This is a genomic window from Mycobacterium sp., from assembly GCF_036273375.1.
In the GTDB taxonomy this organism is placed as follows: Bacteria; Actinomycetota; Actinomycetes; order Mycobacteriales; family Mycobacteriaceae; genus Mycobacterium.
The window spans coordinates 1-24698 of the sequence record NZ_DASUHS010000139.1; the positions used below are offsets into that span (position 1 = coordinate 1).

A 24698-nucleotide genomic window follows, 5' to 3' on the forward strand; every position below is an offset into this window, starting at 1 on the left:
GGGCTGTTGGCATGTGTCAGATAGTACTCATCTGACATGAGACGCCAGCCACATTGGATTCATCCGAACTCCACTCCCTGGACCAGCGGTAAGTCACCGGAAATAATTGACGGTGTTGGTACTTTGGCGCATGTTGGCCTTTCAGGAGTCCGTGCCGGATTCGCGGCCGCCGCCGGTTTCCTTCTCCGCCGAACGCGCCGCCGATCTCCGCTCCGGACGTGCCGATGTTGACATTGGCGATTCCGCAGTCGGATTCGGCTAGGAACGCCGGGACTCGCGCAGGTCGGTCGTGAAGATCGCGGACGAAACACCTTGCGTCTCGCAGGCGGAAATCGACGCCGCGCTGCGCGCCATCCGCGGCGCTCTGCGGCCCTGAGCGAGGGGGTTTGACCTCACGTCGATCCCGTTTACCTCGGTTTGCCGCGGGGTATTTCATCCCATGCGTTTTCCGCAGCTACCAGCGCGGTATTGCTGCCCTGTAACCCATGCGACGTAGCGAGCGATGAACTAACACCGGGGTCTGGAAGGGGAGGTGAAAAACGATGCAGAAAGCGGACGCGCGATCAGGCGGTGACCGCTTGGGCCAGGCGGACGGCGAGGTGCACGCCGCCATCCGGTTTGCCGTCCTGTCCACGCTTGCGGCCGTCGGCTTCCTGTTGATCGCCGCGGTGTGGGTCAGTACCTGCCCGGGAGTGGGCGTGGACACGGTGGCGTGTGGGCCGCCGCAGCGCACCCTGCTGGCCTTCGGGGGTCCGCTGATCGCGCTCGGCGCCGGGATCTGGGCGTTCGTGCGCACCTATCTGGTGTGGAAAGCCCGGGGGACCTGGTGGGGATGGCACGGCGCCGGTTGGTTCCTGCTGACCGTGATGGCGTTGATGATCGCCATGGGTGTTGCACCGATCGCCGGTCCGGTACTGGCCCTTTAGGTTTGTTCTCCCGCGATCTAACGTTGATGGTGCGGTGAGGAGCAGCTATGGGAGACACCTACCACGACCCCGTCGACCATCTGAGGACAACGCGGCCGCTCGCCGGTGAGTCGCTGATCGACGTCCTGCACTGGCCCGGGTACCTCTTAATTGTTGCGGGCGTGATCGGGGCCTGCGGGAGTCTCGCGGCCTTCGGCAGCGGACATCACCACGAGGGCATGACGGCGGGGATCGTCGCGGTCATCGCCGCGGTGCTGGGGCTGGCCTGGCTGGCAGTGGAGCACCGCAGGATCCGCAGGATCTGCGATCGCTGGTATACCGAACATCCCGAGGTGCACCGGCAAAGGCCGGCCAGTTAGCGAAGGCCGCCGAGTAACCGGCACAGGACCGTCGATCGCGTCTTTTCTCTGCGTGACCTGCCCCGACGCCGCGCGGTGTGATATTCCGCATGAAAGCTGACCGCGAGGTTACGGGCGCGAACTTGTGGGTATCAGGTCTGCACCATGATGAGTGCCGGAACGGTTCCGTGGTCACCCCATCATGGGGGACATAATCACGAGCACACCGATATATATATGCCTACTGCGACGACTACCGATATGACCAGCATGACCCCGGCGATCACCGCGAAGCTCCTATGTCGGCGCTTCCGGATGGTGTCGGTCGTGTCAGGGCCGCCGACAGCCGGCCGAATACCCGGCGGCGATCATGACTAACCGGCTCGAACGCGAGGTCCACGGCGGACTGCGAAGCAGTAGTAGTGTCAGTCGAACATTGCCGGGAGACCATATGAACGATGCTGGTATGCACGCTAACAAGCGTCCGCGCGGCCATCGCGCCGTCGAACTTCACGTTGCTGCGCGACTGGAGAACCTGGCGATGCTGCGCACCCTGGTCGGTGCCATCGGCACCTTCGAGGACCTGGATTTCGATGCGGTGGCGGACCTGCGGCTCGCGGTCGACGAAGTGTGCACCCGGTTGATTCGTTCGGCCACACCCGACGCGACCCTGATCGTCGTGGTCGACCCCCAGGACGACCAATTGGTAGTGGAAGCTTCGGCGGCATGCGACACTCACGACGTGGTGGCGCCCGGCAGCTTCAGTTGGCATGTGCTGACGTCGCTAGCCGACGACGTCCAGACTTTCCATGACGGTCGCGAACCCGATGAGACCGGCAGTGTCTTCGGCATCACACTGACGGCGCGACGGGCGGCCTCCAGCAGGTGACACCGCGAGCTGCGGGCGGTTCGGTTTCGCGTCCGAACGAATACGCCGATGTTCCGGACATGTTCCGTGAGTTGGCCACTGCCACGCTTGACTCGATGGAATTCCAACGTCAACGGGACAAGATCGTCGAGCGCTGCCTGCCGCTCGCCGACCACATCGCGCGCCGCTTCGAAGGCCGCGGCGAACCGCGTGACGACCTGGTCCAGGTGGCGCGCGTCGGATTGGTCAACGCGGTGGTCCGGTTCGACGTCGACGCCGGTTCGGACTTCGTTTCCTTCGCGGTGCCCACAATCATGGGTGAGGTTCGCCGCCACTTCCGGGACAACAGCTGGTCGGTCAAGGTCCCGAGGCGGCTGAAGGAACTGCACCTGAGGCTGGGCACCGCCACCGCCGATCTGTCGCAGCGGCTCGGCCGGGCGCCCACCGCGACCGAACTGGCCGCGGAGCTGGACATGGACCGCGAAGAGGTGGTCGAGGGGCTGGTGGCGGGCAGCTCGTACAACACCCTGTCCATCGACAGCGGTGGCGGCGGCGAGGAAGAGGAAGCCCGCGCGATCGCGGACACCCTCGGTGACGTCGACACCGGCCTGGACCGGATCGAGGATCAGGAATCGTTGCGTCCGCTGCTCGAGGCGCTGCCCGAGCGGGAACGGACGGTGTTGGTGCTGCGATTCTTCGAGTCGATGACGCAGACGCAGATCGCCGAGCGGGTCGGCATCTCGCAGATGCACGTGTCCCGGCTGCTGGCCAAGTCGCTAACGCGGCTTCGTGACCAGTTGCAGTAGCGGCCGGGGCTCTTCCTCAACCCACAGCCGTTCCAGCAGCGGCTCGGCCTGCTGCGTCGTTACCGGCAGCGTCGCGTCCGGGTCGCAGACGCGCAGCAACCTGGTTACCTCCGGGCTCGGGGCCATGGCCCAGGACACCTGGCCGCCCGAGCATTCCACATTGATCCGGTGCAGGGCCGAAAAGCCCGCAGTACCAATGAATTTGAGGCCCCGCAGGTCGAGGATCACCCGCCGGGAGCGGCTGGTGCTCTGCTGTACGTATGCGACCAGCTGATCGGTGTTGGCCGCGTCGAGCTCGCCGTCCACCGTGATCAGGGTGCCCGTCGGGCCCCAGCGGGCGGTGAATTGTGCCGTGCGGCTTTGTTGCCAAGATTGGGCCACAGACATCGCTGACTCCATCCCATTGAGGGAGATTCCTGCTGTAAATACGTCAGCCACGTGAAACTAGTTCGGAGAAGCTGGGAATTCCGCCTACCCCACGTCAACGACGTATCCCGGGCGGCTGTGAACTCAACCTTGTCCGAAACCCTACTCGCGACAGCCAGGGCCGACAACGTAGTCTGTAAAAACTCTCAGGGAGCTTTACTTGATCTCGGCGAGCACCGTGCCCTGAGTGATGGCTGCGCCGGCCTCGACCGCGAGTCCGGTGATGACACCGTCCTTGTGCGCGGTGACCGGGTTCTCCATCTTCATCGCCTCGAGCACCACCACCAGGTCGCCCGCGGCAACCTCCTGGCCTTCCTCGACCGCGACCTTGACGACGGTGCCCTGCATGGGAGCGGTCACCGCGTCGCCGGAGGCTGCGGCGCCCGTATGCGCTCCGCGCTTGCGCGCCTTGGGCTTCTTGCGGATGACGCCGGCCGGGTCCGCCGCGCCACCGCTGGACAGCGCCAGGTCGCCGGGCAGCGACACCTCGAGCCGGCGGCCGCCGACCTCCACGACCACCTTCTGGCGCGGCCGGGCCTCCTCTTCGTCCAGCGGCTCGCCGCCGGTGAACGGTTCGATGGTGTTGTTCCACTCGGTCTCGATCCAGCGGGTGTGCACTGAGAACCCATCGCCGTCACCGATGAACGCCGGGTCGGACACCACGGCGCGGTGGAAAGGGATGACCGTGGCAAGCCCTTCGACGTGGAACTCGTCCAGGGCCCGGCGGGAGCGGGCGAGCGCCTCCTCGCGGGTCGCGCCGTACACGATCAGCTTGGACAGCATCGAGTCGAACTGACCGCCGATGACCGAACCGGCCTCGACACCGGAGTCCAGCCGGACGCCGGGGCCGGTCGGGATGTCGTAGCGGGTGACCGGGCCGGGCGCGGGCAGGAAGCCGCGTCCGGCGTCCTCGCCGTTGATCCGGAACTCGATGGCGTGCCCGCGCGGCGTGGGGTCCTCGGTGAGGTCCAGCTTCTCGCCGTTGGCGATCTTGAACTGCTGCAGCACCAGGTCGATGCCGGCGGTCTCCTCGGTGACCGGGTGCTCGACCTGCAGACGGGTGTTGACCTCCAGGAAGGAGATCAGCCCGTCCTGGCCGACCAGGTATTCGACGGTCCCGGCGCCGTGATAGTGCGCCTCCTTGCAGATCCGCTTCGCCGACTCGTGGATCTCCTTGCGCTGCGCGTCGGTCAGGAACGGAGCGGGAGCCTCTTCCACCAGCTTCTGGAAACGGCGCTGCAGCGAGCAGTCACGGGTGCCGGCGACGATCACGTTGCCGTGTTCGTCCGCGATCACCTGCGCCTCGACGTGGCGCGGCTTATCCAGGTAGCGCTCGACGAAGCACTCGCCGCGGCCGAATGCCGCGACCGCCTCACGGGTGGCCGACTCGAACAGCTCCGGGATCTCTTCGATGGTGCGGGCCACCTTCATGCCGCGGCCGCCGCCGCCGAACGCCGCCTTGATGGCGATCGGCACGCCGTACTCCTCGGCAAAGGCCACCACCTCGTCGGCGTTCTTCACCGGGTCTGGGGTGCCGGGCACCAGCGGGGCCTGCGCGCGCGCGGCGATGTGGCGGGCGGTGACTTTGTCACCGAGGTCGCGGATGGACTGCGGGCTGGGTCCGATCCAGATCAGATTCGCGTCCAGGACCGCCTGGGCGAAGTCGGCGTTCTCCGACAGGAAGCCGTAGCCGGGGTGGATTGCGTTGGCGCCGGACTTGGCCGCCGCGTCAAGGAGTTTGGCGAAGTCCAGGTAGGACTCCGCGGACGTTTGACCGCCCAACGCGAACGCCTCGTCGGCCAGACGCACGTGCGGCGCGTCAGCGTCGGGCTCGGCGTACACCGCCACGCTGGACAGGCCCGCATCGCGGGCCGCGCGGATCACCCGGACAGCGATTTCGCCGCGGTTGGCGACGAGCACCTTGGAGATCCTCGAGCTGGCGTGAGTAGCCACTGCGCCTCCTGTTTGGCATATCCCCAGACGCATTTCTGGGGGCTTCTCTAAGAGAATTTCTTACAACGAGTTCTCGGGAAGTCTAAGCGCCGCGCCGTTCGGCCCGACGAGGCGGTCCACCTTTTTTCAGGACGCCTCGCGCAGCCTGCGCTTGATGCGGGCGAGCATCGCCGACAGGCCGCGCAACCGCAGCGGGCTGATCAGAGCGGCCAGTCCGAGGTCGGCGTAAAAATCCTCGGGCACCGCCAGAATGTCGGCGGCCGGCTGTTCGTCGAGACCGGCGGCCAGAATCGACGCGAACCCCCGCGTGGTCGGCGATTCGGCCGGCGCGCTGAAGTGCAGCCGCACCCGTGTGGGGTCGCTGGCGTCGACGTGCAGGAACAGCGGGGTCTGGCATTCGGGCACCGACTCCATGGCCGCTTCCTGGAGGTCGGACGGCAGCGCCGGAAGTTCGTTGGCGAACTCCAGCAGCAGCGCAAGCTTGTCCTGGCCCTCGACTTCGGCGAAGTCGGACACCACCTCGGCCAGCGGCGCGGGCATAGTCATCGCGGCGCCATCAGACTTCAACGGTGCCCGGCTCTTCACCCGCCACGATCGGCGTGCGCACGGTGTTGCCCCACTCCGTCCACGATCCGTCGTAGTTGCGCACCCCGGGCTTGCCGAGCAGATGCGTCAGCACGAACCAGGTGTGGCTGGAGCGTTCGCCGATGCGGCAGTACACGACGGTCTTGTCGTCCGGCTCGATGAAGCCGTAGAGCTCCTCGAGCTCATCGCGGCTGCGGAAGCGTCCGCTCTCGTCGGCCGCCTTGGCCCACGGAATCGACCGGGCGGTGGGGATGTGGCCGCCGCGCAGCACGCCTTCCTCGGGGTACTCGGGCATGTGCGTGCGCTTGCCGGTGTACTCGTCCGGCGAGCGCACGTCGATCAGCGGCTGGGTGCCGAGAATGCCCAGCACGTCGTCCTTGAAGGCGCGGATGGGTTCGTCGTTGCGGGTGACGACGGGGTAGCCGCTGGCTGTCTTGGTGGGCACGTCCAGCGTGGTCTCCCGGCGTTCGGCCAGCCACAGGTCCCGGCCGCCGTTGAGCAGCCGCACGTCGGGGTGCCCGAACAGCGTGAACACCCAGAGCGCATAGGCCGCCCACCAGTTGCTCTTGTCGCCGTAGATCACCACGGTGTCGTCGCGGGCGATGCCCTTGCGGTCCATCAGCTCCGCGAACTGCGCCCCGTTGATGTAGTCGCGGACCCGGGGATCGTTGAGGTCGGTGTGCCAGTCGACCTTCACCGCGCCGGGGATATGACCGACGTCGTAGAGCAGAACGTCCTCGTCGGATTCGACGATCGCCAGGCCGGGGGTGCCTTGGTTGGCGGACAGCCAGTCGGCGGTGACCAGTCGCTCGGGGTGGGCGTAGGCCGACAGTGTCGGGCTTGGATCGGGGGGTAATGCCACGCTGCCGAGCCTACCGCCAGGGCTAGTCGCCGGCCCACAGCGCGGATACCGACAGCCCGACCCGCCCCAGCAGCGATCGCAGCAGCGGCAGGCTGACGCCGATCACGTTCGACGGGTCGCCGTCGATGCCGTCGACGAACCAGCCGCCCAGGCCGTCCAGGGTGAAGCCGCCGGCCACGTGCCACGGTTCGCCGTGGGTGAGATACGCCCGCAGGTCTGCATCCGTCGGGGCGGCGAAATGAACTGTCGTGCATCGTGATTCGACTTCACGGTGAGTGATGGCAGCGTCGCGCAGCCGCAGCAGGCAGTGGCCGGTGTGCAGTTCGCCGGAGCGGCCACCCATCAGGCGCCACTGGCTCGCAGCGGCGTCGGCCGAACCGGGTTTCCCGCACAGCCGGCCGTCGATGGACAGCATCGAATCACAGCCGATGACAACGCAATCGGCCGCAACGCCGCCATCCAGTTCGCCCGCCACCTGTTCGGCCTTGGCCCGGGCCAGGGTGCACACCACGTCGCCCGGCGACGCGTCCGGGCCCAGCGCGGCAGCGACGGCATCCTCGTCGACGCCGGAGACCACGACCAGCGGATCGACGCCGGCCTGGCGCAACACCTTGAGCCGGCCGGCAGAGGCCGACGCCAGCACCAGGCGGGTCAATGCCTCATGTGGGTCATTTGCTGGAACGTGAGCCGCTGAAAGTTGGACATCGCGAAACGCAGCCGGTCGACCGGCAGACCCCAGCGGGTCTGCTCGGGCTGTTCGGGCTCCGGTGCACCGCCGGCGCAGCCCAGCACCGCTATCAGCGCGGCCACCTCCTCGGCCGTGGGCTCACCCTTGAGGATCTGAATGTGCGGCTCGTGCACCTGCGGCTGAGAAGCGTCCTCGGCCACGGCCCCGTCGGTCTGCACGTCGTCGGTCGGCTCGGTCATAGGGGAATGTTCCCGTGCTTCTTGGGGGGCAGGTGGGAGATCTTGCGTTCCAGCAGGCGCAGCGCCGTGCCGATGTAGCCGCGGGTGTGCGACGGCGGGATCACCGCGTCGACATAGCCCCGCTCGGCGGCGACATACGGGTTGACCAGGGTGTCTTCGTACTCCTGCTGCAGTTGCAGCCGCAGCGCGTCGACGTCCTTGCCCTCCTTGGCGGCCTCACTCAGTTGCTTGCGGTAGACGAACCCGACCGCACCGGAGGCGCCCATCACCGCGATCTGCGCCGACGGCCACGCCAGGTTGACGTCGCAGCCCATGTCCTTGGACCCCATCACGCAGTAGGCACCGCCGTATGCCTTGCGGGTGATGACGGTGATCTTCGGGACCGTGGCCTCGCCGTAGGCGAACAGCAGCTTGGCGCCGCGGCGGATGATGCCGTTGTACTCCTGGCCGGTGCCCGGCAGGAAGCCCGGGACGTCCACCAGCATGATGATCGGGATGTTGAAGCAGTCGCAGGTCCGCACGAACCGGGCGGCCTTCTCCGAGGCGTTGATGTCCAGGCAGCCGGCGAACTGCGTCGGCTGGTTGGCCACGATCCCGACCGGGCGGCCCTCGATGCGGCCGAACCCGACGACGATGTTCTGCGCGTAACCGCCCTGAACCTCGAGGAACTCGTCGTCGTCGAGGATGCGGGTGATCACCTCGTGCATGTCGTAGGGCTGGTTGGGCGAGTCCGGGATCAGCGTGTCCAGCTCGAGGTCCTCGTCGGTGAGGTTGTCCTCGATGGCGCCCGGCGGATGCGGCTCGGCGTAGCGCGGCGCGTCGGTGGCGTTGTTGGGCGGCAGGTAGCTCAACAGGTCGCGGACCCAGTCGAAGGCGTCTTGCTCCCCGGAGGCGACGTAGTGCAGAGTGCCCGACTTGGCCATGTGGGTGTGGGCGCCGCCCAGCTCTTCCATGGTGACGTCCTCACCGGTGACGGTCTTGATCACGTCGGGTCCGGTGATGAACATCTGGCTTGTCTGGTCGACCATCACCACGAAGTCGGTCAGGGCGGGGGAGTAGACGTGCCCACCGGCGGCCGCCCCCATGATCAGCGAGATCTGCGGGATGACGCCGGAGGCCAGAATGTTGTTGCGGAAGATGCGGCTGTACAGGCCGAGCGAGACGACGCCCTCCTGGATCCGCGCCCCGGCGCCGTCGTTGATCCCGATCAGCGGGCGACCGGTCTTGATCGCCAGGTCCTGGATCTTGACGATCTTCTCACCGTACACCTCGCCGAGGCTGCCGCCGAACACCGTGGCGTCCTGGCTGAAGATGCACACGTCGCGGCCGTCGACGGTGCCATAGCCGGTGATCACGCCGTCGCCCAGTGGGCGGTTGTTCTCCAGGCCGAAGTTCTTGCTGCGGTGGCGAGCCAGCGCGTCGAGCTCCACGAACGAGTCCTCGTCGAGCAGGGCGAGGATGCGTTCGCGGGCGGTCAGCTTGCCCTTGGCGTGCACCTTCTCGACGGCCTCCTCGCCCACCGGGTGCAGTGACTCTTCGTGGCGCTTGTGCAGCTCGGCCAGCTTGCCCGCGGTGGTGTGGATGTCGATGCTGTGCTCGGCGGCGGGTTCCGCAGTGTGGTCGGTAACGCTCGTCATGGGAGTCGAGCTTAGCGGCGCGGTACTCTCCGCTGATGGACGCCCGCCCGTTGGGAACCGCGGACTGGGCGGCCGAATGCGACGTGCTGATCGCCGGGTCCGGCGGCGGCGGCGTGACGGGTGCGTACACCGCGGCGCGTGAAGGCTTCGATGTGCTGCTGGTCGAGGCGACGTCGAAATTCGGTGGCACCACCGCGTACTCCGGCGGGGGCGGCGTCTGGTTCCCGTGCAATCCGGTGCTGGTCCGCGCGGGCATGGACGACGACACCATCGAGGACGCGCTCACCTACTACCGCGCTGTGGTCGGCGACCGGACCCCTCGCGAGCTGCAGGAAACCTATGTCCGCGGTGGCGCGCCGCTGATCGAGTACCTGGAGCAGGACCCGAACCTGAAGTTCGTGCCGCTGCCGTGGCCCGACTACTTCGGCAAGGCGCCCAAGGCGCGGCTGGACGGCGAACGTCATATCGCCGCGAAGCCCCTGAAGGTGGCCGCCGCGCCCGAATTCCGCGAGGCGATCCGCGGTCCGCTGGACGCCGACCGGCTCGGCGCCGAACCCCCGGCCGACTACTACCTGGGCGGGCGCGCCCTGATCGCGCGATTCCTCAAGGCCATCGCGCAGTACCCGACGGCGTCGCTGCGGCGCGATACCGCCCTGGTCGAGCTGGTGGCCTCCGACGGTCGGGTCACCGGCGCCATCGTCGAGACCGCTGGCGAACGCCGCGCCATCCGAGCCCGCCGAGGAGTGCTGCTGGCCGCCGGGGGCTTTGAAGCCAACGAGGAGCTGCGCCGGCGCTACGGCGTGCCGGGAACGTCGCGAGACACCATGGGCGGCCCGGGAAGTCGGGGCCTGGCGCTGCAGGCCGGCATCGCCGCGGGCGCCGACACCGACCTGCTCGACCAGGCCTGGTGGTCGCCCGGCATGACCCACCCCGACGGCCGGTCCGCGTTCGCGCTGTGGTTCACCGGCGGCATCTTTGTGAACCAGTCCGGCAACCGGTTCGTCAACGAATCCCGGGCATACGACCGGGCAGGCCGCGAGATCATCGCGCAGCTGCATGACGGCTCGATCACGTTGCCGTACTGGATGATCTACGACGACAAGGAGGGCGAGGTGCCGCCGGTGAAGGCGGCCAACGTCACCATCGTGGAGACCGAGAAGTACGTCGCCGCCGGCCTGTGGCACACCGCGGACACGCTAGAGGAACTGGCCGCCCAGATCGGGGTTCCGGGTGGGCAGCTGGCGGCAACGGTGGCCCGGTTCAACGATTTCGCCGCCGCCGGCGTCGACGAGGACTTCGGCCGCGGCGACGAGGCATTCGACCGCGCCTTCTCGGCGGGAGCGTCGCCGCTGGTGGCCATCGACTCGCCGCCGTACCACGCCGCCGCGTTCGGGATCTCCGATCTGGGCACCAAGGGCGGGCTGCGGACCGACGCCGCGGCCCGGGTGCTCGACCGGGCCGGCAATCCGATCCCCGGCCTGTACGCCGCGGGCAACACGATGTCCGCGCCCAGCGGCACCGCCTATCCCGGTGGCGGCAACCCGATCGGGACCAGCATGCTGTTCAGCCATTTGGCCGTGATGGACATGCGTGAGGGTCGGCCCTGAGTTCTAGGCTGGGTGCGGTGACAGAACGAGATCAGCTTCGAGCACCATTGGACGAGAGCGCATTGCGCGCCGAGTTGATCGGCACCGGGCTGGGCTGGCGCAAGCTCGACGTCGTCGAGCAGACCGGCTCCACCAACGCCGACCTGCTGGCGCGCGCGGCGTCGGGCGACGACGTCGCGGGCGCCGTGCTGATCGCCGAGCACCAGACCGCCGGGCGGGGCCGGCACGGCCGCGGCTGGTCGGCCACGCCGCGGGCCCAGATCACCATGTCGGTCGGGGTCAGCGTCGTCGACGTCCCGACCACCGGATGGGGCTGGCTGCCGCTGGCCACCGGGGTGGCGGTGGTCGACACCGTGACGCCGTTGCTGGCGGGGACCGGGGCGCAGGCGGGTCTCAAATGGCCCAACGACGTGCTGGCCGGCCCGCCGGATGCGCCGGGCAAGCTGGCCGGAATCCTCGCCGAGGTGGCGAAGCCCGTCGTCGTTATCGGCTTGGGGCTCAACGTGACTCAGTCCGCCGACGAAATCGACGGCCCCGGCGCGACGTCGCTGCTCGACCTGGGCGTCGCCGCGCCGGACCGCACCCAGCTGGTGTCCGCCCTGCTGCGGGAGCTGGGCCGGCGGATCGTGGCCTGGCGCGCCGCGCGCGGGGCCGATTGGGCGCTGGCCGCCGACTACCGGACGCGCAGCCTGACCATCGGCACCCGGGTCCGCGCGCACCTGCCCGGCGGCAAGCAGGTCGACGGGACCGCGAGCGCCATCGATGACCAGGGCCGACTCTGCCTGGAAAGTGGCGGGCAGACCGTCGTCGTCGCAGCCGGCGACGTGGTGCATTTGCGCTAGTGGCGATCGCAAGCGCGGCGGAGCCGGGCGCAGCGGGTCGCCACCATCGGACTAGTGGCGATCGCAAGCGCGGCGGAGCCGGGCGCAGCGGGTCGCCACTATCGGACTAGTTAGCCGCGGATTGTCGCGTTACACAGCTAATGTCGGCGGGCATGGGCTATCCGGATAACGTTCTGGCCGCTGGTGAACACGTCATCGTGCACCGCCACCCGCACTGGAAGCGGCTGATCTGGCCGGTGCTGGTTCTCATCCTGGTGACCGGACTGGCCGCATTCGGCTCCGGATACCTCAACTCGACGCACTGGGAGCAGCTCGCCAAGAACATCATCTACGGCGTCATCTGGGGGATCTGGCTGGTGATCGTGGGCTGGCTGACGCTGTGGCCGTTCCTGAGCTGGCTGACCACGCATTTCGTGGTGACAAACCGGCGGGTGATGTTCCGGCACGGGGTGCTGACCCGCACCGGCATCGATATCCCGCTGGCCCGGATCAACAGCGTGGAATTCCGCGACCGGATCACCGAGCGCATGTTCCGCACCGGGACGCTGATCATCGAATCGGCGTCACAAGATCCGTTGGAGTTCTACGACATTCCGCGGCTGCGCGAGGTGCACGCGCTGCTGTATCACGAAGTCTTCGACACCCTGGGTTCCGAGGAATCGCCCAGCTGAGTTGGCCGGCTGGCGCGGTTGCGCCAGGCGCGCAGCAGTGTGACGTTGCCGCCCTCGATCTCGTCCTCGAAGATCTCGGCGATACCGCCGGCGGTAAGCGCGGATTCCAGTGCCTTCTCGGGGTCGCGCGCGACCTGGTCGGGAAACACCCAGCGCCGAAACGCCCAGAACCGGAACGCCATCTGCAGCAAGTTACCGATGATGTAGGCCGAGATGAAGTCGGCGACGTTTTCCACCGCCAGCGACACCATCGGCTCGCGCAGCTGCAACACATAGCTGGAGAACCACAGCGGTGCCATGGACAGCAGCACCCCGACGCCGCTGAACGCGAAGAACAGCAGCGCCTCGTGGTGGCGCTCGCGCCCGCCGCGATTGCGGAAACTCCATTCCCGGTTCAGCACGTAGGACGCGATCACGGCGACAATGCCGGCGATCACCTTTGCGGTCACCGGTTTGGGTTCGAGAATTGTCAGCTTCAGCGTGTAGAAAATCGCCGAGTCGATGACGAATGTGGTTCCGCCGACGATGGCGAATTTGATCAGTTCGTGGTGGCGTAGCAAATAGGGCTGCATAACCCTAGGTAGACGCGTGATCGTGGCTTCGGCGAAGGACACAACACGTCAGTCTACGGACGGACACAAATTCGACGCAAAATCGTACATAACAATTCGGTGTCGGCCCCGGTCAACACGCCTTTAGCGCCGGTTTGTTTCGCCGTGACACCATGATGGCCGTGCCGAGTACACGCCCACCGGGCGCAGCCCCCGTTGCAGCCCCCCGAGCCGTCCCGCGCGCCGTCCCCGTGGTCGCAATGGTCGGTGGCGGTCAGCTCGCCCGGATGACCCACCAGGCGGCGATCGCGCTGGGGCAGACGCTGAGGGTGCTGGCCACTGCCGCCGACGAGCCGGCTGCGCTGGTCGCGCCCGACGTCGTCATCGGTTCGCACACCGATCTCGACGATCTGCGCGGGGTGGCCGCGGGCGCCGACGTGCTGACCTTCGACCACGAACACGTGCCGAACGAACTGCTGGAGAAGCTGGTCGCCGAGGGTGTCAACGTGGCGCCGCCGCCACAGGCCCTGGTGCACGCGCAGGACAAGCTCGTCATGCGCCGCCGGCTCGAGGCCCTTGGCGTCCCGGTGCCCCGCTATGCAGAGATCCGAAGCGTCGACGAACTCGACGCCTTCGGGCGACGCATAGCCGGTCCCGTGGTGGTGAAAGCGGTCCGCGGCGGTTACGACGGGCGCGGGGTGCGGATGGCGCGCGACCCATCGCACGCCCGTGAGATCGCGGCCGCCTTCCTGGCCGATGGGGTGCCGCTGATGGCCGAGGAGCAGGTGGATCTGCGCCGTGAACTGTCGGCCCTGGTGGCGCGGTCGCCGTTCGGCCAGGGCGCGGCGTGGCCGGTCGTCGAGACGGTGCAGCAAGACGGGATCTGCGTGCAGGTGATCGCGCCCGCGCCGGAGCTGCCCGCCGAACGGGCCGCCGCCGCACAACAGCTGGCGCTGCGGCTGGCGGCCGAGCTGGGCGTGGTCGGGGTGCTCGCCGTCGAGCTCTTCGAGACGGTCGACGGTGAACTGCTGGTCAACGAACTGGCGATGCGGCCGCACAACTCCGGGCACTGGACCATGGACGGGTCGCGCACCAGTCAGTTCGAGCAGCATCTGCGCGCGGTGCTGGACTACCCGCTCGGCGATACGGACGCCATCGCACCGGTGACCGTGATGGCCAACGTGCTGGGCGCCCCCGAGGTCCCGGAGATGAGCGTCGACGAGCGGCTGCATCACCTGTTCGCGCGGATGCCCGACGCCCGCGTCCACCTGTACGGCAAACAAGAACGTCCCGGCCGCAAGGTCGGGCACATCAACTTCGTCGGCTCCGGGCCGGCGGAGGCGAAAAGCGTGGGGAAGCTGCGGGAACGCGCCGACCTGGCGGCACACTGGTTGTCACACGGGCAGTGGACGGACGGATGGGATCCACATGACTAGAGCGCCTCGCGTCGGGGTGATCATGGGCAGCGACAGTGACTGGTCGGTGATGCAAGACGCCGCGGCGGCGCTCGCCGAGTTCGGCGTGCCGGCCGAGGTTCGGGTCGTCTCCGCGCATCGCACGCCGGAGGTGATGTTCGATTACGCGCGTGACGCGGCCGGGCGCGGCATCGAGGTGATCATCGCCGGGGCCGGGGGGGCCGCGCACCTGCCCGGAATGGTCGCATCCGCGACGCCGCTGCCGGTCATCGGCGTGCCGGTGCCGCTGGGGCGCCTCGACGGTCTGGACTCGTTGCTGTCGATCGTGCAGATGCCCGCCGGAGTCCCGGTGGCCACGGTCTCCATCGGCGGGGCCCGCAACGCCGGCCTGCTCGCCGTGCGCATCCTCGGATCGTGTGATCCGGCGCTGCGGGCGCGGATCGTCGACTTCCAAGCGCAGCTGGCGCACAGCGTGCAGGCCAAGGATGCGGCGCTGCAGCAGAAGGTCGACGACCGTCAGGGTAAGGTTACTGGCGAGTAGCAAGGAGGCCAACATGGCTCAGTGGGCCGGAGACCCCACCTTTGATTTGTTCCAATTGCCCGAGGAACACAGTGAATTGCGGGCGGCGATTCGTGCGCTGGCGGAGAAGGAGATCGCTCCGCACGCCGCCGATGTGGATGAGAATTCACGCTTCCCGCAGGAGGCCCTGGACGCGCTGAACGCGTCCGGCTTCAACGCGGTCCACATTCCCGAGGAATACGGCGGACAGGGCGCGGACTCGGTCGCCGCGTGCATCGTCATCGAAGAAGTGGCGCGCGTCGACGGATCCGCCTCGCTGATCCCCGCCGTCAACAAGCTGGGCACCATGGGTCTGATCCTGCAGGGCTCGGAGGAGCTGAAAAAGCAGGTGTTGCCATCCCTGGCCGCGGACGGGGCGATGGCCTCCTACGCATTGAGCGAGCGCGAAGCCGGCAGCGACGCGGCGTCGATGCGGACCAGGGCCAAGGCCGACGGGGATGACTGGATTCTCAACGGGACCAAGTGCTGGATCACCAACGGCGGCAAGTCCACCTGGTACACCGTGATGGCGGTGACCGACCCGGACAAAGGCGCCAACGGCATCTCGGCGTTCATGGTGCACAAAGACGATGAGGGATTTTCCTTCGGCCCGAAGGAAAAGAAGATGGGCATCAAAGGCTCACCCACCACCGAGCTGTACTTCGAGAACTGCCGCATCCCGGGCGACCGGATCATCGGTGAACCCGGCACCGGGTTCAAAACCGCACTCCAGACGCTCGACCACACCCGCCCCACTGTCGGCGCGCAGGCGGTCGGCCTCGCGCAGGGCGCGGTGGACGCTGCCGTCGCCTACACCAAGGAGCGCAAGCAGTTCGGCAGGTCGATCTCGGACTTTCAGGGTGTGCAGTTCGAGCTGGCCGACATGGCGATGAAAGTCGAAGCGGCCCGGTTGATGGTCTACACCGCCGCCGCCCGCGCCGAACGCGGCGAGCCGAATCTGGGATTCATCTCCGCGGCCGCGAAGTGCTTCGCCTCCGACACCGCCATGGATGTGACGGAGGCGGCCGTGCAACTGTTCGGCGGCGCCGGCTACACCACTGACTTCCCTGTCGAGCGAATGATGCGTGACGCCAAGATCACTCAGATCTACGAGGGCACCAATCAGATTCAGCGTGTGGTGATGTCGCGGGCATTGCTGCGCTGATGGTTTTCCGGCGATGCTGTTGCGAACAGCCAAGCCGCACCGCTTAGGATCTGCACTCGGTGCGTGAAGTCCACACCGACGATCGGTAAACAGCCACCGACTAACGTCCGACCATTGTCACAAAGCAAAGGGCTTATCGCGGCAAAGGGGTCTGCAGTGCAGAAGGTGACTTCTGATGCCCGTCCACAGATGGCCGGGTATTGATACCGACACGCGCGCCGGCCACCCCGACGGCGAGTTGGCAGGCATTGTCGTTGCTGTTGGTCGAGGACGACCGAGCCGACGCGGTGCTGGTGGAAGACCTGATCACCGACGCGGCCACCGACATCCGGGTGGTGTGGGCCAAGTCGATGGCACACGCCGAACGCGAGCTGGAATCCGCCCGGCCCGACTGCGTGCTGCTGGATCTGCACCTGCCCGACGCCAGCGGGATCGACGCGCTCAACCGCATCGCCGACCTCGACGCCACCGTGCCGATCGTGGTCTTGACCGGACTGAACGACGAGTACTTCGGGGCCTCGGCGGTGGCCGCCGGTGCCCAGGACTATTTGGTCAAGGGCCGGGTCGAGCCGGAGATGTTGCGCCGAGCGCTGCTGTACGCCATCGAGCGCAAGCGCGCCGAACTGATTGCCGCCGATCTGCACGCGACGCAGCTGCGGGCCCGCGAGAACGCGCTGCTTGAACGGGGCCTACTGCCCTCGCCGCTGCTGCTGGACAACCCGGGCGTCGACATCGTCGCCCGGTACCGGCCGAGCCGCGAAGACGCATTGCTGTGCGGAGACTTCTACGACGTCGTCCAGACGTCCGACCGAATCGTGCACGTGCTGATCGGCGACGTCGCCGGGCACGGTCCGCACGAGGCCGCGCTGGGCGCGGCATTACGGATCGCGTTTCGTGCGCTCACCTTCGCCGGTGTGCACGGCGTCGAACGGATGCGCCAGCTCGAGCGGGTGTTGTATTCGGAACGAACCGACACCGGAATCTTCGCGACGGTGCTCAGCCTCGAGATCTCGCCCGACAGCCCGCGGGTCAGCGTCATCCGCGCCGGCCATCCCGGGATGTTGGTGCGCGCCGGGGGAACGGTCGATTGGCACGAGCCGGCGGGTGGCCCGGCACTGGGCCTGCACGTCGGCGACTGGCCGTCCGAAGAGCTGGACCTGCCCGCCGGGCACGCCCTGCTCTTGCTGACCGACGGGCTCTTCGAGGGGTACTCGGGAGAGGGCACGCAACGTCTCGGCGAGGACGGCTTGCTTGCCCTGGCCCGCGCGCACGCGGATAAGCCCGGCCCCGCTTTCGTCGACGCGCTCATCAACGATGCCCAGGCGCTCGCCCAGCCACGCGGCGGTCTGACCGATGACATCGCCGTCCTGCGCATCGAAAGGACTACCACGTGATCCCATGGCGTCCGCTTCGGCTCACGGAGCTCACCGTGCGGGGATGGCTGGCGTTGGTGCTGTGGGTCATGGGCGTGACGATGCTCGTAGGGGCGTTGGTCGGCGCCGTGTTGCTGCATCGCACCGACGAGGTGTCGCGCCAGATGGCCCAGAACATTCAGCCGGCGCGCGTCGCCGCGGCGCGCTTGCAGGTCGCGTTGCGTGACCAGGAGACGGGCATGCGCGGCTACCTGATTGCCGCCGACCGGCAGTTCCTCGCGCCGTATTACGACGGGCAGCGCGCCGAACAGGCTGCGGCCGCGGAGATTCGGCGTCTGGTGGGCGGCCGCGCCGACCTGATGGCCGATCTGGACGCGGTGGAAGCCGCCGCCGCCGACTGGCGGACAAACTATGCCGAGCCACTGATCGCCAACGTGGCCCCCAAGACGCCGGCCTACGTCAGCTCCCGCACGGCCGACATGGGCAAGGTCAGATTCGACCATCTGCGTGAGCTTTTCGATACGCAGAACACCCACCTGTCGGTGGCCTCCGCGGCGGCCACCGACGAGCTCAACAAGATCAACGGCTGGCGCGATTGGGTGCTGGGTACCACGGTGCTGATCGTCATAGGGGCGGCCCTGGTGCTGGGGCTGCTCAGCCGCGCCGCGATCACCCGGCCGATCGCGGCGCTGGCCGAGGCCTGCCGGCGGATCACCCAGGGCAGCTTCGAGGAGACTATCCCACCTCCGCGACGGCCCAAGGACATTCGGACCATGGCGATCGACGTGGAGAACATGCGCAAGCGCATCGTCGAGGAACTCGAGGTGTCGAAAAATGCCCAGGCGCAATTGGATGAACAGGCCGCCGAATTACGGCGGTCCAACACCGAACTCGAGCAGTTCGCCTACGTCGCCTCCCACGACCTGCAAGAGCCGCTGCGCAAGGTTGCGTCCTTCTGCCAGCTGCTGGAAAAGCGCTACGGCGACAAGCTCGACGAGCGCGGCATCGAATACATCGGGTTCGCGGTCGACGGCGCTAAGCGCATGCAGGCGCTGATCAATGACCTGCTCACCTTCTCCCGGGTCGGCCGGCTGGGCACCACCGAAACCGAGGTGCAGCTCGACGCGACGCTCGATGCCGGCCTGGCGAATCTGGCCGTCGCGATCGAGGAAACCGATGCGCAATTCGTGCGCCCGGCGCAGCTGCCGCAGATCGTCGGGGATCCGATGCTGCTGACGATGCTGTGGCAGAACCTCATCGGCAACGCGGTCAAGTTCCGGCACAAGGACCGTCGGCCCCGCGTCGTCATCGAATGCACGCCGGGCGCCGGCACCCATGACGGCGAATGGTTGCTGAGCGTGGCGGACAACGGCATCGGCATTCCGGAGGAATTCTCCGACAAGGTCTTCGTGATCTTCCAGCGGCTGCACGGCCGGGACGTGTACGCCGGCACAGGAGTAGGCCTGGCACTGGTCAAGAAGATCATCGAGTACCACGGCGGCACCGTCCGGATCGACACGTCCTACACCGACGGGACCCGATTCGAATTCACCCTGCCCATGCCCGAACCCGTCGACGAAGCAGACTCGGTCGCTTTGGAAGGAGCGCATCAATGACCACACCAGAAGGCAGGGCAATCGACATCCTGCTCGTCGAGGACGACCCGGGCGACGAGCTCATCACCCGAGAAGCGTTCGAGCACAACAAGCTCAAGAACAGGCTCCATGTCGCACACGACGGGGAGGAAGGGCTCAATTACCTTTACCGGCGCGGTGAGTTCGCCGACGCGCCACGGCCCGACCTCATCCTGCTCGACCTCAATCTGCCCAAATACGACGGGCGCCAGCTACTGGAGAAGGTCAAGTCCGACCCCGACCTGGCGCGCATCCCGGTCGTGGTGCTCACCACCTCCTCGGCCGAGGAAGACATCCTCAAGAGCTACAAATTGCACGCGAATGCCTACGTCACCAAACCCGTTGACCTGGACCAATTCATGAAGGCCGTCCGACAGATCGACGAGTTCTTCGTTCAGGTCGTGCGGCTGCCGGGCAACGGGGCCTGAGTGCGCGGCGTCCGTCGCGACATCCAGGTGATAAGCCACCCGAGCATGATCAGCAGCAGGAACACGGTCAGTTAACCCGCCGCGTCATACGACAGGTTGCCGACCGGCCACGGCGGCCGGCCCGCGCCGCGTCACTGGCGGCGACCGAACCCGCGGTTGGTTGTTGTCCTAGGCGACCCATTAGCCACCGATGCTACGTGCCGGTGCTTGGCACACAGCCACACACAGTTACCTCTTATTAAATGTCGAGGGTTTGTTTATTCACGATTGGTTAACTTTTGTGGTCCCCTGGATAGCAGCCGGCGGCGAAGCCTGCGCATCCGCCGCCGCGATTTGCGAAGGAGTTGCGTGAGGTTCGCTCGATATGGCGCCGCGCTGGGCCTGGTGGCCGTCACAGTCCTGGCGCTGACGGGGTGCAGCGGCAACTCGAACTCGTCCGGCTCCGGCGCCAAGTCGCCGCCGGTGGACTGCGGCGGCAAGAAGGTGCTGAAAGACAGCGGCTCGACCGCGCAGCAAAACGCCATCGAGCAGTTCGTCTACGCCTACGTTCGGGCCTGCCCCGGCTACACGCTGGATTACAACGCCAACGGGTCCGGCGCCGGCGTGACCCAGTTTCTCAACAATCAAACCGACCTCGCCGGTTCCGATGTTCCCCTCGACCCGTCCACCGGTCAGTACGACCGGGCGGCGCAGCGGTGCGGCTCGCCGGCCTGGGATCTGCCCACGGTGTTCGGGCCGATCGCGATCACATACCACCTGACCGGGGTGAACGGATTGAAATTGGACGGGCCCACCGTCGCGAAGATCTTCAACGGCACCATCACCAAGTGGGACGACCCGGCACTGAAGGCCATCAACTCGGGCCTCAACCTGCCGTCGACGCCCATCGCGGTCATCTTCCGCAGTGACAAATCCGGTACCACGGCGAACTTTCAGAAGTATCTGGACGGCGCGTCCAACGGCGCGTGGGGCAAGGGCGCCACCGAGACGTTCAACGGTGGCGTCGGACAGGGCGCCAGCGGGAACAACGGCACGTCCGCGCTGCTGCAGAACACCGAGGGGTCGATCACCTACAACGAGTGGTCCTTCGCGGTGGGCAAGCAGCTGACCATGGCGTCGATCATCACGTCGGCGGGTCCGGACGCGGTGCCGATCACCAAGGACTCCGTCGAGAAGACGATCGCCGGGGCGACCTTCAGCGGGCAGGGCAACGACCTGGTGCTGGACACCTCGTCGTTCTACAAGCCGACACAGTCCGGCGCGTACCCGATCGTGCTCGCGACCTACGAAATCGTCTGCTCGAAGTATCCGGACGCGGCCACGGGCACGGCGGTGAAGGCGTTCATGCAGGCCGCAATCGGGTCGGGCCAGGACGGTTTGGACCAGTACGGTTCCATCCCGCTGCCCAGCTCGTTCACGGCGAAGCTGTCGAGCGCGGTCAATGCGATTTCCTGATGATGCGAAGGAGGCTCGAGGGTGAGCGATAGCGGGCCGGCCTCGCGCGTCGGGTCCTGGTTCGGCCCCTACCGGCTGGTGCGACTTCTGCGCCAGGGCGGCATGGGTGAGGTTTACGAGGCCGAGGACACCCGCAAGGGCCGCATGGTGGCCCTGAAACTGATCTCGCAGCAGTTCTCCGGCAACTCGGAGTTTCGTGCGCGCCTGCAGCGTGAGGCCGATATCGCGGGACGACTGACCGAACCGCATGTGGTGCCGATCCACGACTACGGCGAGTTCGACGGGCGCTTTTATGTGGACATGCGCCTCGTCGACGGCGTCAATCTGGCCACGCTGTTGCACCGGGACGGGCCGTTGGCCCCACCGCGGGCGATCGCCATCATCCGCCAGGTCGCCGCCGCGCTGGACGCGGCGCACGCCGCCGGGGTCACGCACCGCGACGTCACACCGGGGAACATTCTGGTCACCCCCAGCGACTTCGCCTACCTGGCGGATTTCGGCATCGCGCGGGCCGCGACGGATCCGGGGCTGACCCAGGTCGGGACCGCTATCGGAACCTATTACTACATGGCGCCCGAACGATTCACCGACGATGAGGTCACCCAAAGCGCCGACATCTATTCGCTCGCATGCGTTTTGAGTGAGTGCCTGACCGGATCACCGCCCTACCGGGCAGACACCGTCGAACGGCTGGTCGCCGCGCATCTGACGAAGACGGCCCCGCCGCCCAGCCAATTACGTCCGGGCGCGGTTCCACCCGCCTTGGATCGCGTGATCGCCAAGGGCATGGCCAAACGTCCCGAGGAGCGCTATCGCACCGCGGGCGAATTCGCCGCCGCCGCCCATGACGCGCTGACCGGATCCCAGCAGCTGCAGGCCAGCACGATTCTGCGCGACGGGGAGAGCGCGGCCCTGGGCGCGGGCGCGAACGATCAGCGCGCGGCGCGCGAGCCGGATTCGTTCGCCTCGGCACCGAGCGCCGACACCGTGGCGGGTCCGTGGCCTTCGGGGGGCAGCGGTGCGATCAGGAGCGGCCGGTCCGGCTCTGGGCCGTCGCTGATCCGTGCCGCCCCAACGACTTCCGGGCGCGTGTATCGGCCCACTCCGGATTTCAGGCATCCCGCCGTGCCTAACGACAACAAACGTAAACAGTGGCTCATCGTCGGCGCCATCGCTCTCGTCGCGCTGGTCGCTTTCGTCGTGGCGGTCGTCGGCTATCTGTCCACCGAATCCTCGGGGCCGTCGAAGCAGGCGAGTGGTCAAAGTGTGTTGCCGTTCAACGGCATTGACTTTCGTTTGTCTCCTGGCGGGGTGACGCTGGACAGCGCCGGCAACGTCTACGTCACCAGCGAGGGCATGTACGGCCGGGTGGTGAAGCTGACAACCGGTTCGAACGCCACGACGGTGCTGCCGTTCAACGGGCTGTACCAGCCGCAGGGCTTGGCCGTCGACGGCGCGGGCACCGTGTACGTCGCCGATTTCAACAACAGGGTGATCAGCATGGCCGCGGGCTCCAACAGTCAGAAGGAGCTGCCGTTCACCGGCCTGAATTACCCGGAGGGCGTCGCGGTCGACAGCCAGGGCGCCGTGTATGTCGCCGACCGCGGCAACAGCAGGGTGGTGAAGCTGGCGGCGGGATCCAAGACCCAGACCGTGCTGCCGTTCGACGGGCTCAACAACCCGGACGGGGTGGCCGTCGATCCCGCGGGCAATGTCTACGTCGCGGACACCGACAACAACAGGGTGATGAAACTCGACGCGGCGTCGAACACGCAGTCGGAGTTGCCATTTCATGACCTATCCGTGCCGTGGGGCATCGCAGTGGACAACAGTGGCACCGTCTACGTCACCGAGCACGACAAGAGCGACGTGGTGAAGTACGCCCCGGGCGCAACCACCGGGACCGCCCTGCCGTTCAACGGACTCAACACTCCCTTGGCGGTGACGGTCGACAAGGACCAGAACGTCTACGTCGCCGACCGCGGCAACAACCGGGTGGTCAAGCTGACGCCGTGAGGCCTACGGCGCGGGCTGCGGTGTGCCGAGATATTCCTCGGTGTGCTGGCCGAGGGCGGGCGGGGGTTCGGCGGCCGCGGCGTCGAAGCTGGAATAGCGTGCGGGAGTGCGGATTACCGTGACCTCATCCACGCCGTCGCCGACCGGCAGGGCGAGCTCGTTCTCGGCGAACAGGGCGGTGCCGACCACCTGCTTCCAGGTGTAGGCGTGGCAGGCCATCAGGCCGCCCTCCTGTAGCAGCTGGACCCATTCGTCAGCGGTCTTGGCGGCCAGGGCCTTCTCGAGTTCCTCGGTCAGCTCGGGATAGTTCAGCGCCCGCGCGCGCTGGTCGACGAACCGCTCGTCGTCGCGCATGTCCGGCCGGCCGATGATCTCGCACAGCTTATCCCAGTGCTTGGGCACGTACGCGCTGATCACCAGGTAGCCGTCGGCCGCCTTGAACGCGTCCGACGGTTGAGTGGCGAACCCAACGCCCTTGCGGCGCTTGCGATTTGGTGCCGCGTCCGGCTTGGGGGCGTCGCTTGGTTTGTTCAGGTGGATGGTCAGCTGACTGGCCTGCAGGCTGACCGCGACGTCATACATGGCGACCCGCACGACGTCGGCGACCCCGTGGCGTTCACGGTTGAGCAGCGCGGCCAGCACCGCCTGGGCCAGCACGTGACCGCTGGCGGCGTCGACGAGTTGGAACGGGATGATCTGGGGTTTGCCGGTGGGCGTGGGCATCCCGGTGGTCATGCCCGACTCGGCGGCGACCATCAGGTCGACGCCCGGCCGGCTGCCCTCCGGGCCGTTGCCGCCGTACGCGGAAAGGCGCGCATAGATGAGTTTGGGATTGCGCGATTGCAGCTCGTCGGGACCCAGACCCATGCGTTCCATCACCCCGGGCCGAAACCCTTCCAGCACAACGTCGGCCGTGTCGACCAGCGCGAGGATCTGCTGCTTGGCCTTGTCGCTGCGCAGGTCGGCCATCACCGACTTCTTGCCCCGGTTGTGGGGGAGGAACAGGGTGGCCAGCGGCGGGCGCCCAGGCAGGACCGCGGTGATGTGCCGGGCCGCCTCCCCGACGGGCGCCTCTATCTTGATGACTTCGGCACCCAGATCGGCCAGCACCTGTCCGGCCATTGGCCCGGCGATGTTCTGGGTGAAGTCGAGCACCCGGAATCCGTCAAGTGGCTTGGTGGACTTGCTGTTTGGCATCGTGTTTGCCTTCCTGATAACCTGCTCCGTCCTTCAACCTGCCCTGTGCAACACCGCGGTGCAGTAGTAGTTCTGCGCGAAGGGTGCATCGGGGTCGGTCGACTGCAGCGGCAGCCCGTTGTTGGCCAGCATCTGGTTCAGCGGAGTGCGGACCGGCTGCCAGCCCCGCTGCTGCAGGTAGGTCGCCACGTCGTTGCGCTCGCCGGGGAAGCCCAATTCCCCCAGGGCGATGTCGAGGCCGTTGCGCCGCCACTTATCGCTGGCGGCGTTCAGCGCGTCCCCGCTGATCCCGGTGTTCGCGAACACCTCGGCCACCAACTGAGTGCCGTCGGCGGACAGGGCGGTGATGTTGTCCAGCAACCGGTCCTGAGCCTCGGGCGGCAGGAAGCCGATCAGCCCCTCGGCCGCCCAGGCGGCCGGGCGCCCGGTGTCGAAGCCGGCTTGTCGCAGCGCCGAC

At 67.2% G+C, this 24698-nt stretch carries 25 protein-coding genes and 1 pseudogene; 15 read left to right on the plus strand and 11 right to left on the minus strand.

Annotated features, from left to right (window positions below):
* Window positions 1–59: 59 nt before the first annotated feature.
* A pseudogene (locus tag VFW69_RS13410) lies at window positions 60–315 on the minus strand (aldehyde dehydrogenase family protein); the annotation flags it as partial.
* A 227-nt stretch (window positions 316–542) separates the two neighbouring features.
* On the opposite strand from VFW69_RS13410, the gene VFW69_RS13415 reads away from it, so the two are divergent.
* The 4 genes from VFW69_RS13415 to VFW69_RS13430 all read left to right on the plus strand — a co-directional run bounded on the left by VFW69_RS13415 (window position 543) and on the right by VFW69_RS13430 (window position 2938).
* Entirely contained in the window at window positions 543–926 is a 384-nt protein-coding gene (locus VFW69_RS13415; protein WP_526501999.1) for a hypothetical protein, read from the plus strand.
* A gap of 47 nt (window positions 927–973) precedes the next feature.
* Window positions 974–1285 (plus strand): protein UsfY, encoded by a 312-nt coding sequence (gene usfY, locus VFW69_RS13420; protein ID WP_526502001.1) that lies wholly within the window; start codon window positions 974–976, stop codon window positions 1283–1285.
* A 430-nt stretch (window positions 1286–1715) separates the two neighbouring features.
* Window positions 1716–2153 carry an ATP-binding protein gene (locus tag VFW69_RS13425; RefSeq protein ID WP_526502003.1) on the plus strand — a complete coding sequence of 146 codons (438 nt, stop codon included), beginning with the start codon at window positions 1716–1718 and terminating at the stop codon, window positions 2151–2153.
* Window positions 2150–2938, plus strand: a complete 789-nt coding sequence (locus tag VFW69_RS13430; RefSeq protein WP_526502005.1) for an RNA polymerase sigma factor SigF — start codon at window positions 2150–2152, stop codon at window positions 2936–2938. Before VFW69_RS13425 ends, VFW69_RS13430 begins: the two co-directional genes overlap by 4 nt.
* On the opposite strand, the gene VFW69_RS13435 is transcribed toward VFW69_RS13430, so the two are convergent.
* The 7 genes from VFW69_RS13435 to VFW69_RS13465 form a co-directional block, all read right to left on the minus strand.
* Entirely contained in the window at window positions 2909–3337 is a 429-nt protein-coding gene (locus VFW69_RS13435; RefSeq protein WP_526502007.1) for an STAS domain-containing protein, read from the minus strand. The two genes, VFW69_RS13430 and VFW69_RS13435, sit on opposite strands and share 30 nt — an antisense overlap.
* A gap of 183 nt (window positions 3338–3520) precedes the next feature.
* Window positions 3521–5317: an acetyl/propionyl/methylcrotonyl-CoA carboxylase subunit alpha gene (locus VFW69_RS13440; RefSeq protein ID WP_526502009.1), complete on the minus strand. Its 1797-nt coding sequence runs from the start codon at window positions 5315–5317 to the stop codon at window positions 3521–3523.
* Window positions 5318–5443: 126 nt separating this feature from the next.
* Window positions 5444–5863, minus strand: a complete 420-nt coding sequence (locus VFW69_RS13445) for a SufE family protein (protein WP_526502011.1) — start codon at window positions 5861–5863, stop codon at window positions 5444–5446.
* A 10-nt stretch (window positions 5864–5873) separates the two neighbouring features.
* Window positions 5874–6764: a sulfurtransferase gene (locus VFW69_RS13450; protein WP_526502013.1), complete on the minus strand. Its 891-nt coding sequence runs from the start codon at window positions 6762–6764 to the stop codon at window positions 5874–5876.
* A 22-nt stretch (window positions 6765–6786) separates the two neighbouring features.
* Window positions 6787–7419: a Maf family protein gene (locus tag VFW69_RS13455; protein ID WP_526502015.1), complete on the minus strand. Its 633-nt coding sequence runs from the start codon at window positions 7417–7419 to the stop codon at window positions 6787–6789.
* On the minus strand, window positions 7416–7691 hold the full coding sequence (locus VFW69_RS13460; RefSeq protein WP_526502017.1) for an acyl-CoA carboxylase epsilon subunit: 276 nt from the start codon (window positions 7689–7691) through the stop codon (window positions 7416–7418). Before VFW69_RS13460 ends, VFW69_RS13455 begins: the two co-directional genes overlap by 4 nt.
* Window positions 7688–9328 carry an acyl-CoA carboxylase subunit beta gene (locus tag VFW69_RS13465; protein ID WP_526502019.1) on the minus strand — a complete coding sequence of 547 codons (1641 nt, stop codon included), beginning with the start codon at window positions 9326–9328 and terminating at the stop codon, window positions 7688–7690. Before VFW69_RS13465 ends, VFW69_RS13460 begins: the two co-directional genes overlap by 4 nt.
* A gap of 35 nt (window positions 9329–9363) precedes the next feature.
* Between VFW69_RS13465 and VFW69_RS13470 the strand changes: the two genes are divergently transcribed.
* The 3 genes from VFW69_RS13470 (at window position 9364) to VFW69_RS13480 (ending at window position 12448) form a co-directional block, all read left to right on the plus strand.
* On the plus strand, window positions 9364–10935 hold the full coding sequence (locus tag VFW69_RS13470; protein ID WP_526502021.1) for an FAD-binding protein: 1572 nt from the start codon (window positions 9364–9366) through the stop codon (window positions 10933–10935).
* A gap of 17 nt (window positions 10936–10952) precedes the next feature.
* The gene (locus VFW69_RS13475; RefSeq protein WP_526502023.1) at window positions 10953–11777 is read left to right on the plus strand and encodes a biotin--[acetyl-CoA-carboxylase] ligase; all 825 of its coding nucleotides are present in this window, start codon (window positions 10953–10955) and stop codon (window positions 11775–11777) included.
* 152 nt (window positions 11778–11929) lie between these two features.
* On the plus strand, window positions 11930–12448 hold the full coding sequence (locus tag VFW69_RS13480) for a PH domain-containing protein (protein ID WP_064954825.1): 519 nt from the start codon (window positions 11930–11932) through the stop codon (window positions 12446–12448).
* On the opposite strand, the gene VFW69_RS13485 is transcribed toward VFW69_RS13480, so the two are convergent.
* A complete protein-coding gene (locus tag VFW69_RS13485) occupies window positions 12403–13062 on the minus strand; it encodes a GtrA family protein (RefSeq protein WP_526502024.1) in 660 nt (219 codons plus the stop codon). The two genes, VFW69_RS13480 and VFW69_RS13485, sit on opposite strands and share 46 nt — an antisense overlap.
* Before the next feature lie 110 nt (window positions 13063–13172).
* Between VFW69_RS13485 and VFW69_RS13490 the strand changes: the two genes are divergently transcribed.
* From VFW69_RS13490 to VFW69_RS13525, 8 genes are all read left to right on the plus strand, one after another.
* Window positions 13173–14435: a 5-(carboxyamino)imidazole ribonucleotide synthase gene (locus VFW69_RS13490; RefSeq protein ID WP_526502025.1), complete on the plus strand. Its 1263-nt coding sequence runs from the start codon at window positions 13173–13175 to the stop codon at window positions 14433–14435.
* A complete protein-coding gene (gene purE / locus VFW69_RS13495) occupies window positions 14428–14955 on the plus strand; it encodes a 5-(carboxyamino)imidazole ribonucleotide mutase (protein ID WP_526502026.1) in 528 nt (175 codons plus the stop codon). Before VFW69_RS13490 ends, purE begins: the two co-directional genes overlap by 8 nt.
* Window positions 14956–14968: 13 nt before the next feature.
* A complete protein-coding gene (locus VFW69_RS13500) occupies window positions 14969–16138 on the plus strand; it encodes an acyl-CoA dehydrogenase (RefSeq protein WP_526502027.1) in 1170 nt (389 codons plus the stop codon).
* 248 nt (window positions 16139–16386) lie between these two features.
* Window positions 16387–17532: a PP2C family protein-serine/threonine phosphatase gene (locus VFW69_RS13505; RefSeq protein ID WP_526502028.1), complete on the plus strand. Its 1146-nt coding sequence runs from the start codon at window positions 16387–16389 to the stop codon at window positions 17530–17532.
* A 68-nt stretch (window positions 17533–17600) separates the two neighbouring features.
* The gene (locus tag VFW69_RS13510) at window positions 17601–19127 is read left to right on the plus strand and encodes a sensor histidine kinase (protein WP_526502033.1); all 1527 of its coding nucleotides are present in this window, start codon (window positions 17601–17603) and stop codon (window positions 19125–19127) included.
* Window positions 19124–19573: a response regulator gene (locus tag VFW69_RS13515; RefSeq protein ID WP_067098765.1), complete on the plus strand. Its 450-nt coding sequence runs from the start codon at window positions 19124–19126 to the stop codon at window positions 19571–19573. The genes VFW69_RS13510 and VFW69_RS13515 overlap by 4 nt, the downstream gene beginning before the upstream one ends.
* Before the next feature lie 348 nt (window positions 19574–19921).
* Entirely contained in the window at window positions 19922–21028 is a 1107-nt protein-coding gene (gene pstS / locus VFW69_RS13520; protein ID WP_526502029.1) for a phosphate ABC transporter substrate-binding protein PstS, read from the plus strand.
* Between the two features lie 21 nt (window positions 21029–21049).
* Window positions 21050–23044, plus strand: coding sequence for a serine/threonine-protein kinase PknD (locus VFW69_RS13525; protein WP_526502030.1), 1995 nt, complete (start codon window positions 21050–21052; stop codon window positions 23042–23044).
* A 3-nt stretch (window positions 23045–23047) separates the two neighbouring features.
* Here the strand turns inward: VFW69_RS13525 and VFW69_RS13530 are convergent, their stop codons facing one another.
* Complete coding sequence (locus tag VFW69_RS13530) at window positions 23048–24241, minus strand: CaiB/BaiF CoA transferase family protein (protein WP_526502031.1); 1194 nt, start codon at window positions 24239–24241, stop codon at window positions 23048–23050.
* Window positions 24242–24274: 33 nt separating this feature from the next.
* On the minus strand, window positions 24275–24698 hold a 424-nt coding region (locus tag VFW69_RS13535; protein ID WP_526502032.1), incomplete at its 5' end, for a class I SAM-dependent methyltransferase.

Excerpts from the sequence above, each read along its gene's own strand:
- usfY (WP_526502001.1), top strand. The coding sequence starts at position 974 with ATGGGAGACACCTACCACGACCCCGTCGACCATCTGAGGACAACGCGG.
- purE (WP_526502026.1), top strand. The coding sequence starts at position 14,428 with ATGACTAGAGCGCCTCGCGTCGGGGTGATCATGGGCAGCGACAGTGAC.
- VFW69_RS13460 (WP_526502017.1), bottom strand. The coding sequence starts at position 7,691 with ATGACCGAGCCGACCGACGACGTGCAGACCGACGGGGCCGTGGCCGAG.
- VFW69_RS13510 (WP_526502033.1), top strand. The coding sequence starts at position 17,601 with ATGGGCGTGACGATGCTCGTAGGGGCGTTGGTCGGCGCCGTGTTGCTG.
- VFW69_RS13515 (WP_067098765.1), top strand. The coding sequence starts at position 19,124 with ATGACCACACCAGAAGGCAGGGCAATCGACATCCTGCTCGTCGAGGAC.
- VFW69_RS13480 (WP_064954825.1), top strand. The coding sequence starts at position 11,930 with ATGGGCTATCCGGATAACGTTCTGGCCGCTGGTGAACACGTCATCGTG.
- VFW69_RS13530 (WP_526502031.1), bottom strand. The coding sequence starts at position 24,241 with ATGCCAAACAGCAAGTCCACCAAGCCACTTGACGGATTCCGGGTGCTC.
- VFW69_RS13465 (WP_526502019.1), bottom strand. The coding sequence starts at position 9,328 with ATGACGAGCGTTACCGACCACACTGCGGAACCCGCCGCCGAGCACAGC.
- VFW69_RS13500 (WP_526502027.1), top strand. The coding sequence starts at position 14,969 with ATGGCTCAGTGGGCCGGAGACCCCACCTTTGATTTGTTCCAATTGCCC.
- VFW69_RS13415 (WP_526501999.1), top strand. The coding sequence starts at position 543 with ATGCAGAAAGCGGACGCGCGATCAGGCGGTGACCGCTTGGGCCAGGCG.
- VFW69_RS13445 (WP_526502011.1), bottom strand. The coding sequence starts at position 5,863 with ATGACTATGCCCGCGCCGCTGGCCGAGGTGGTGTCCGACTTCGCCGAA.
- VFW69_RS13470 (WP_526502021.1), top strand. The coding sequence starts at position 9,364 with ATGGACGCCCGCCCGTTGGGAACCGCGGACTGGGCGGCCGAATGCGAC.
- VFW69_RS13425 (WP_526502003.1), top strand. The coding sequence starts at position 1,716 with ATGAACGATGCTGGTATGCACGCTAACAAGCGTCCGCGCGGCCATCGC.
- VFW69_RS13490 (WP_526502025.1), top strand. The coding sequence starts at position 13,173 with ATGATGGCCGTGCCGAGTACACGCCCACCGGGCGCAGCCCCCGTTGCA.
- VFW69_RS13435 (WP_526502007.1), bottom strand. The coding sequence starts at position 3,337 with ATGGAGTCAGCGATGTCTGTGGCCCAATCTTGGCAACAAAGCCGCACG.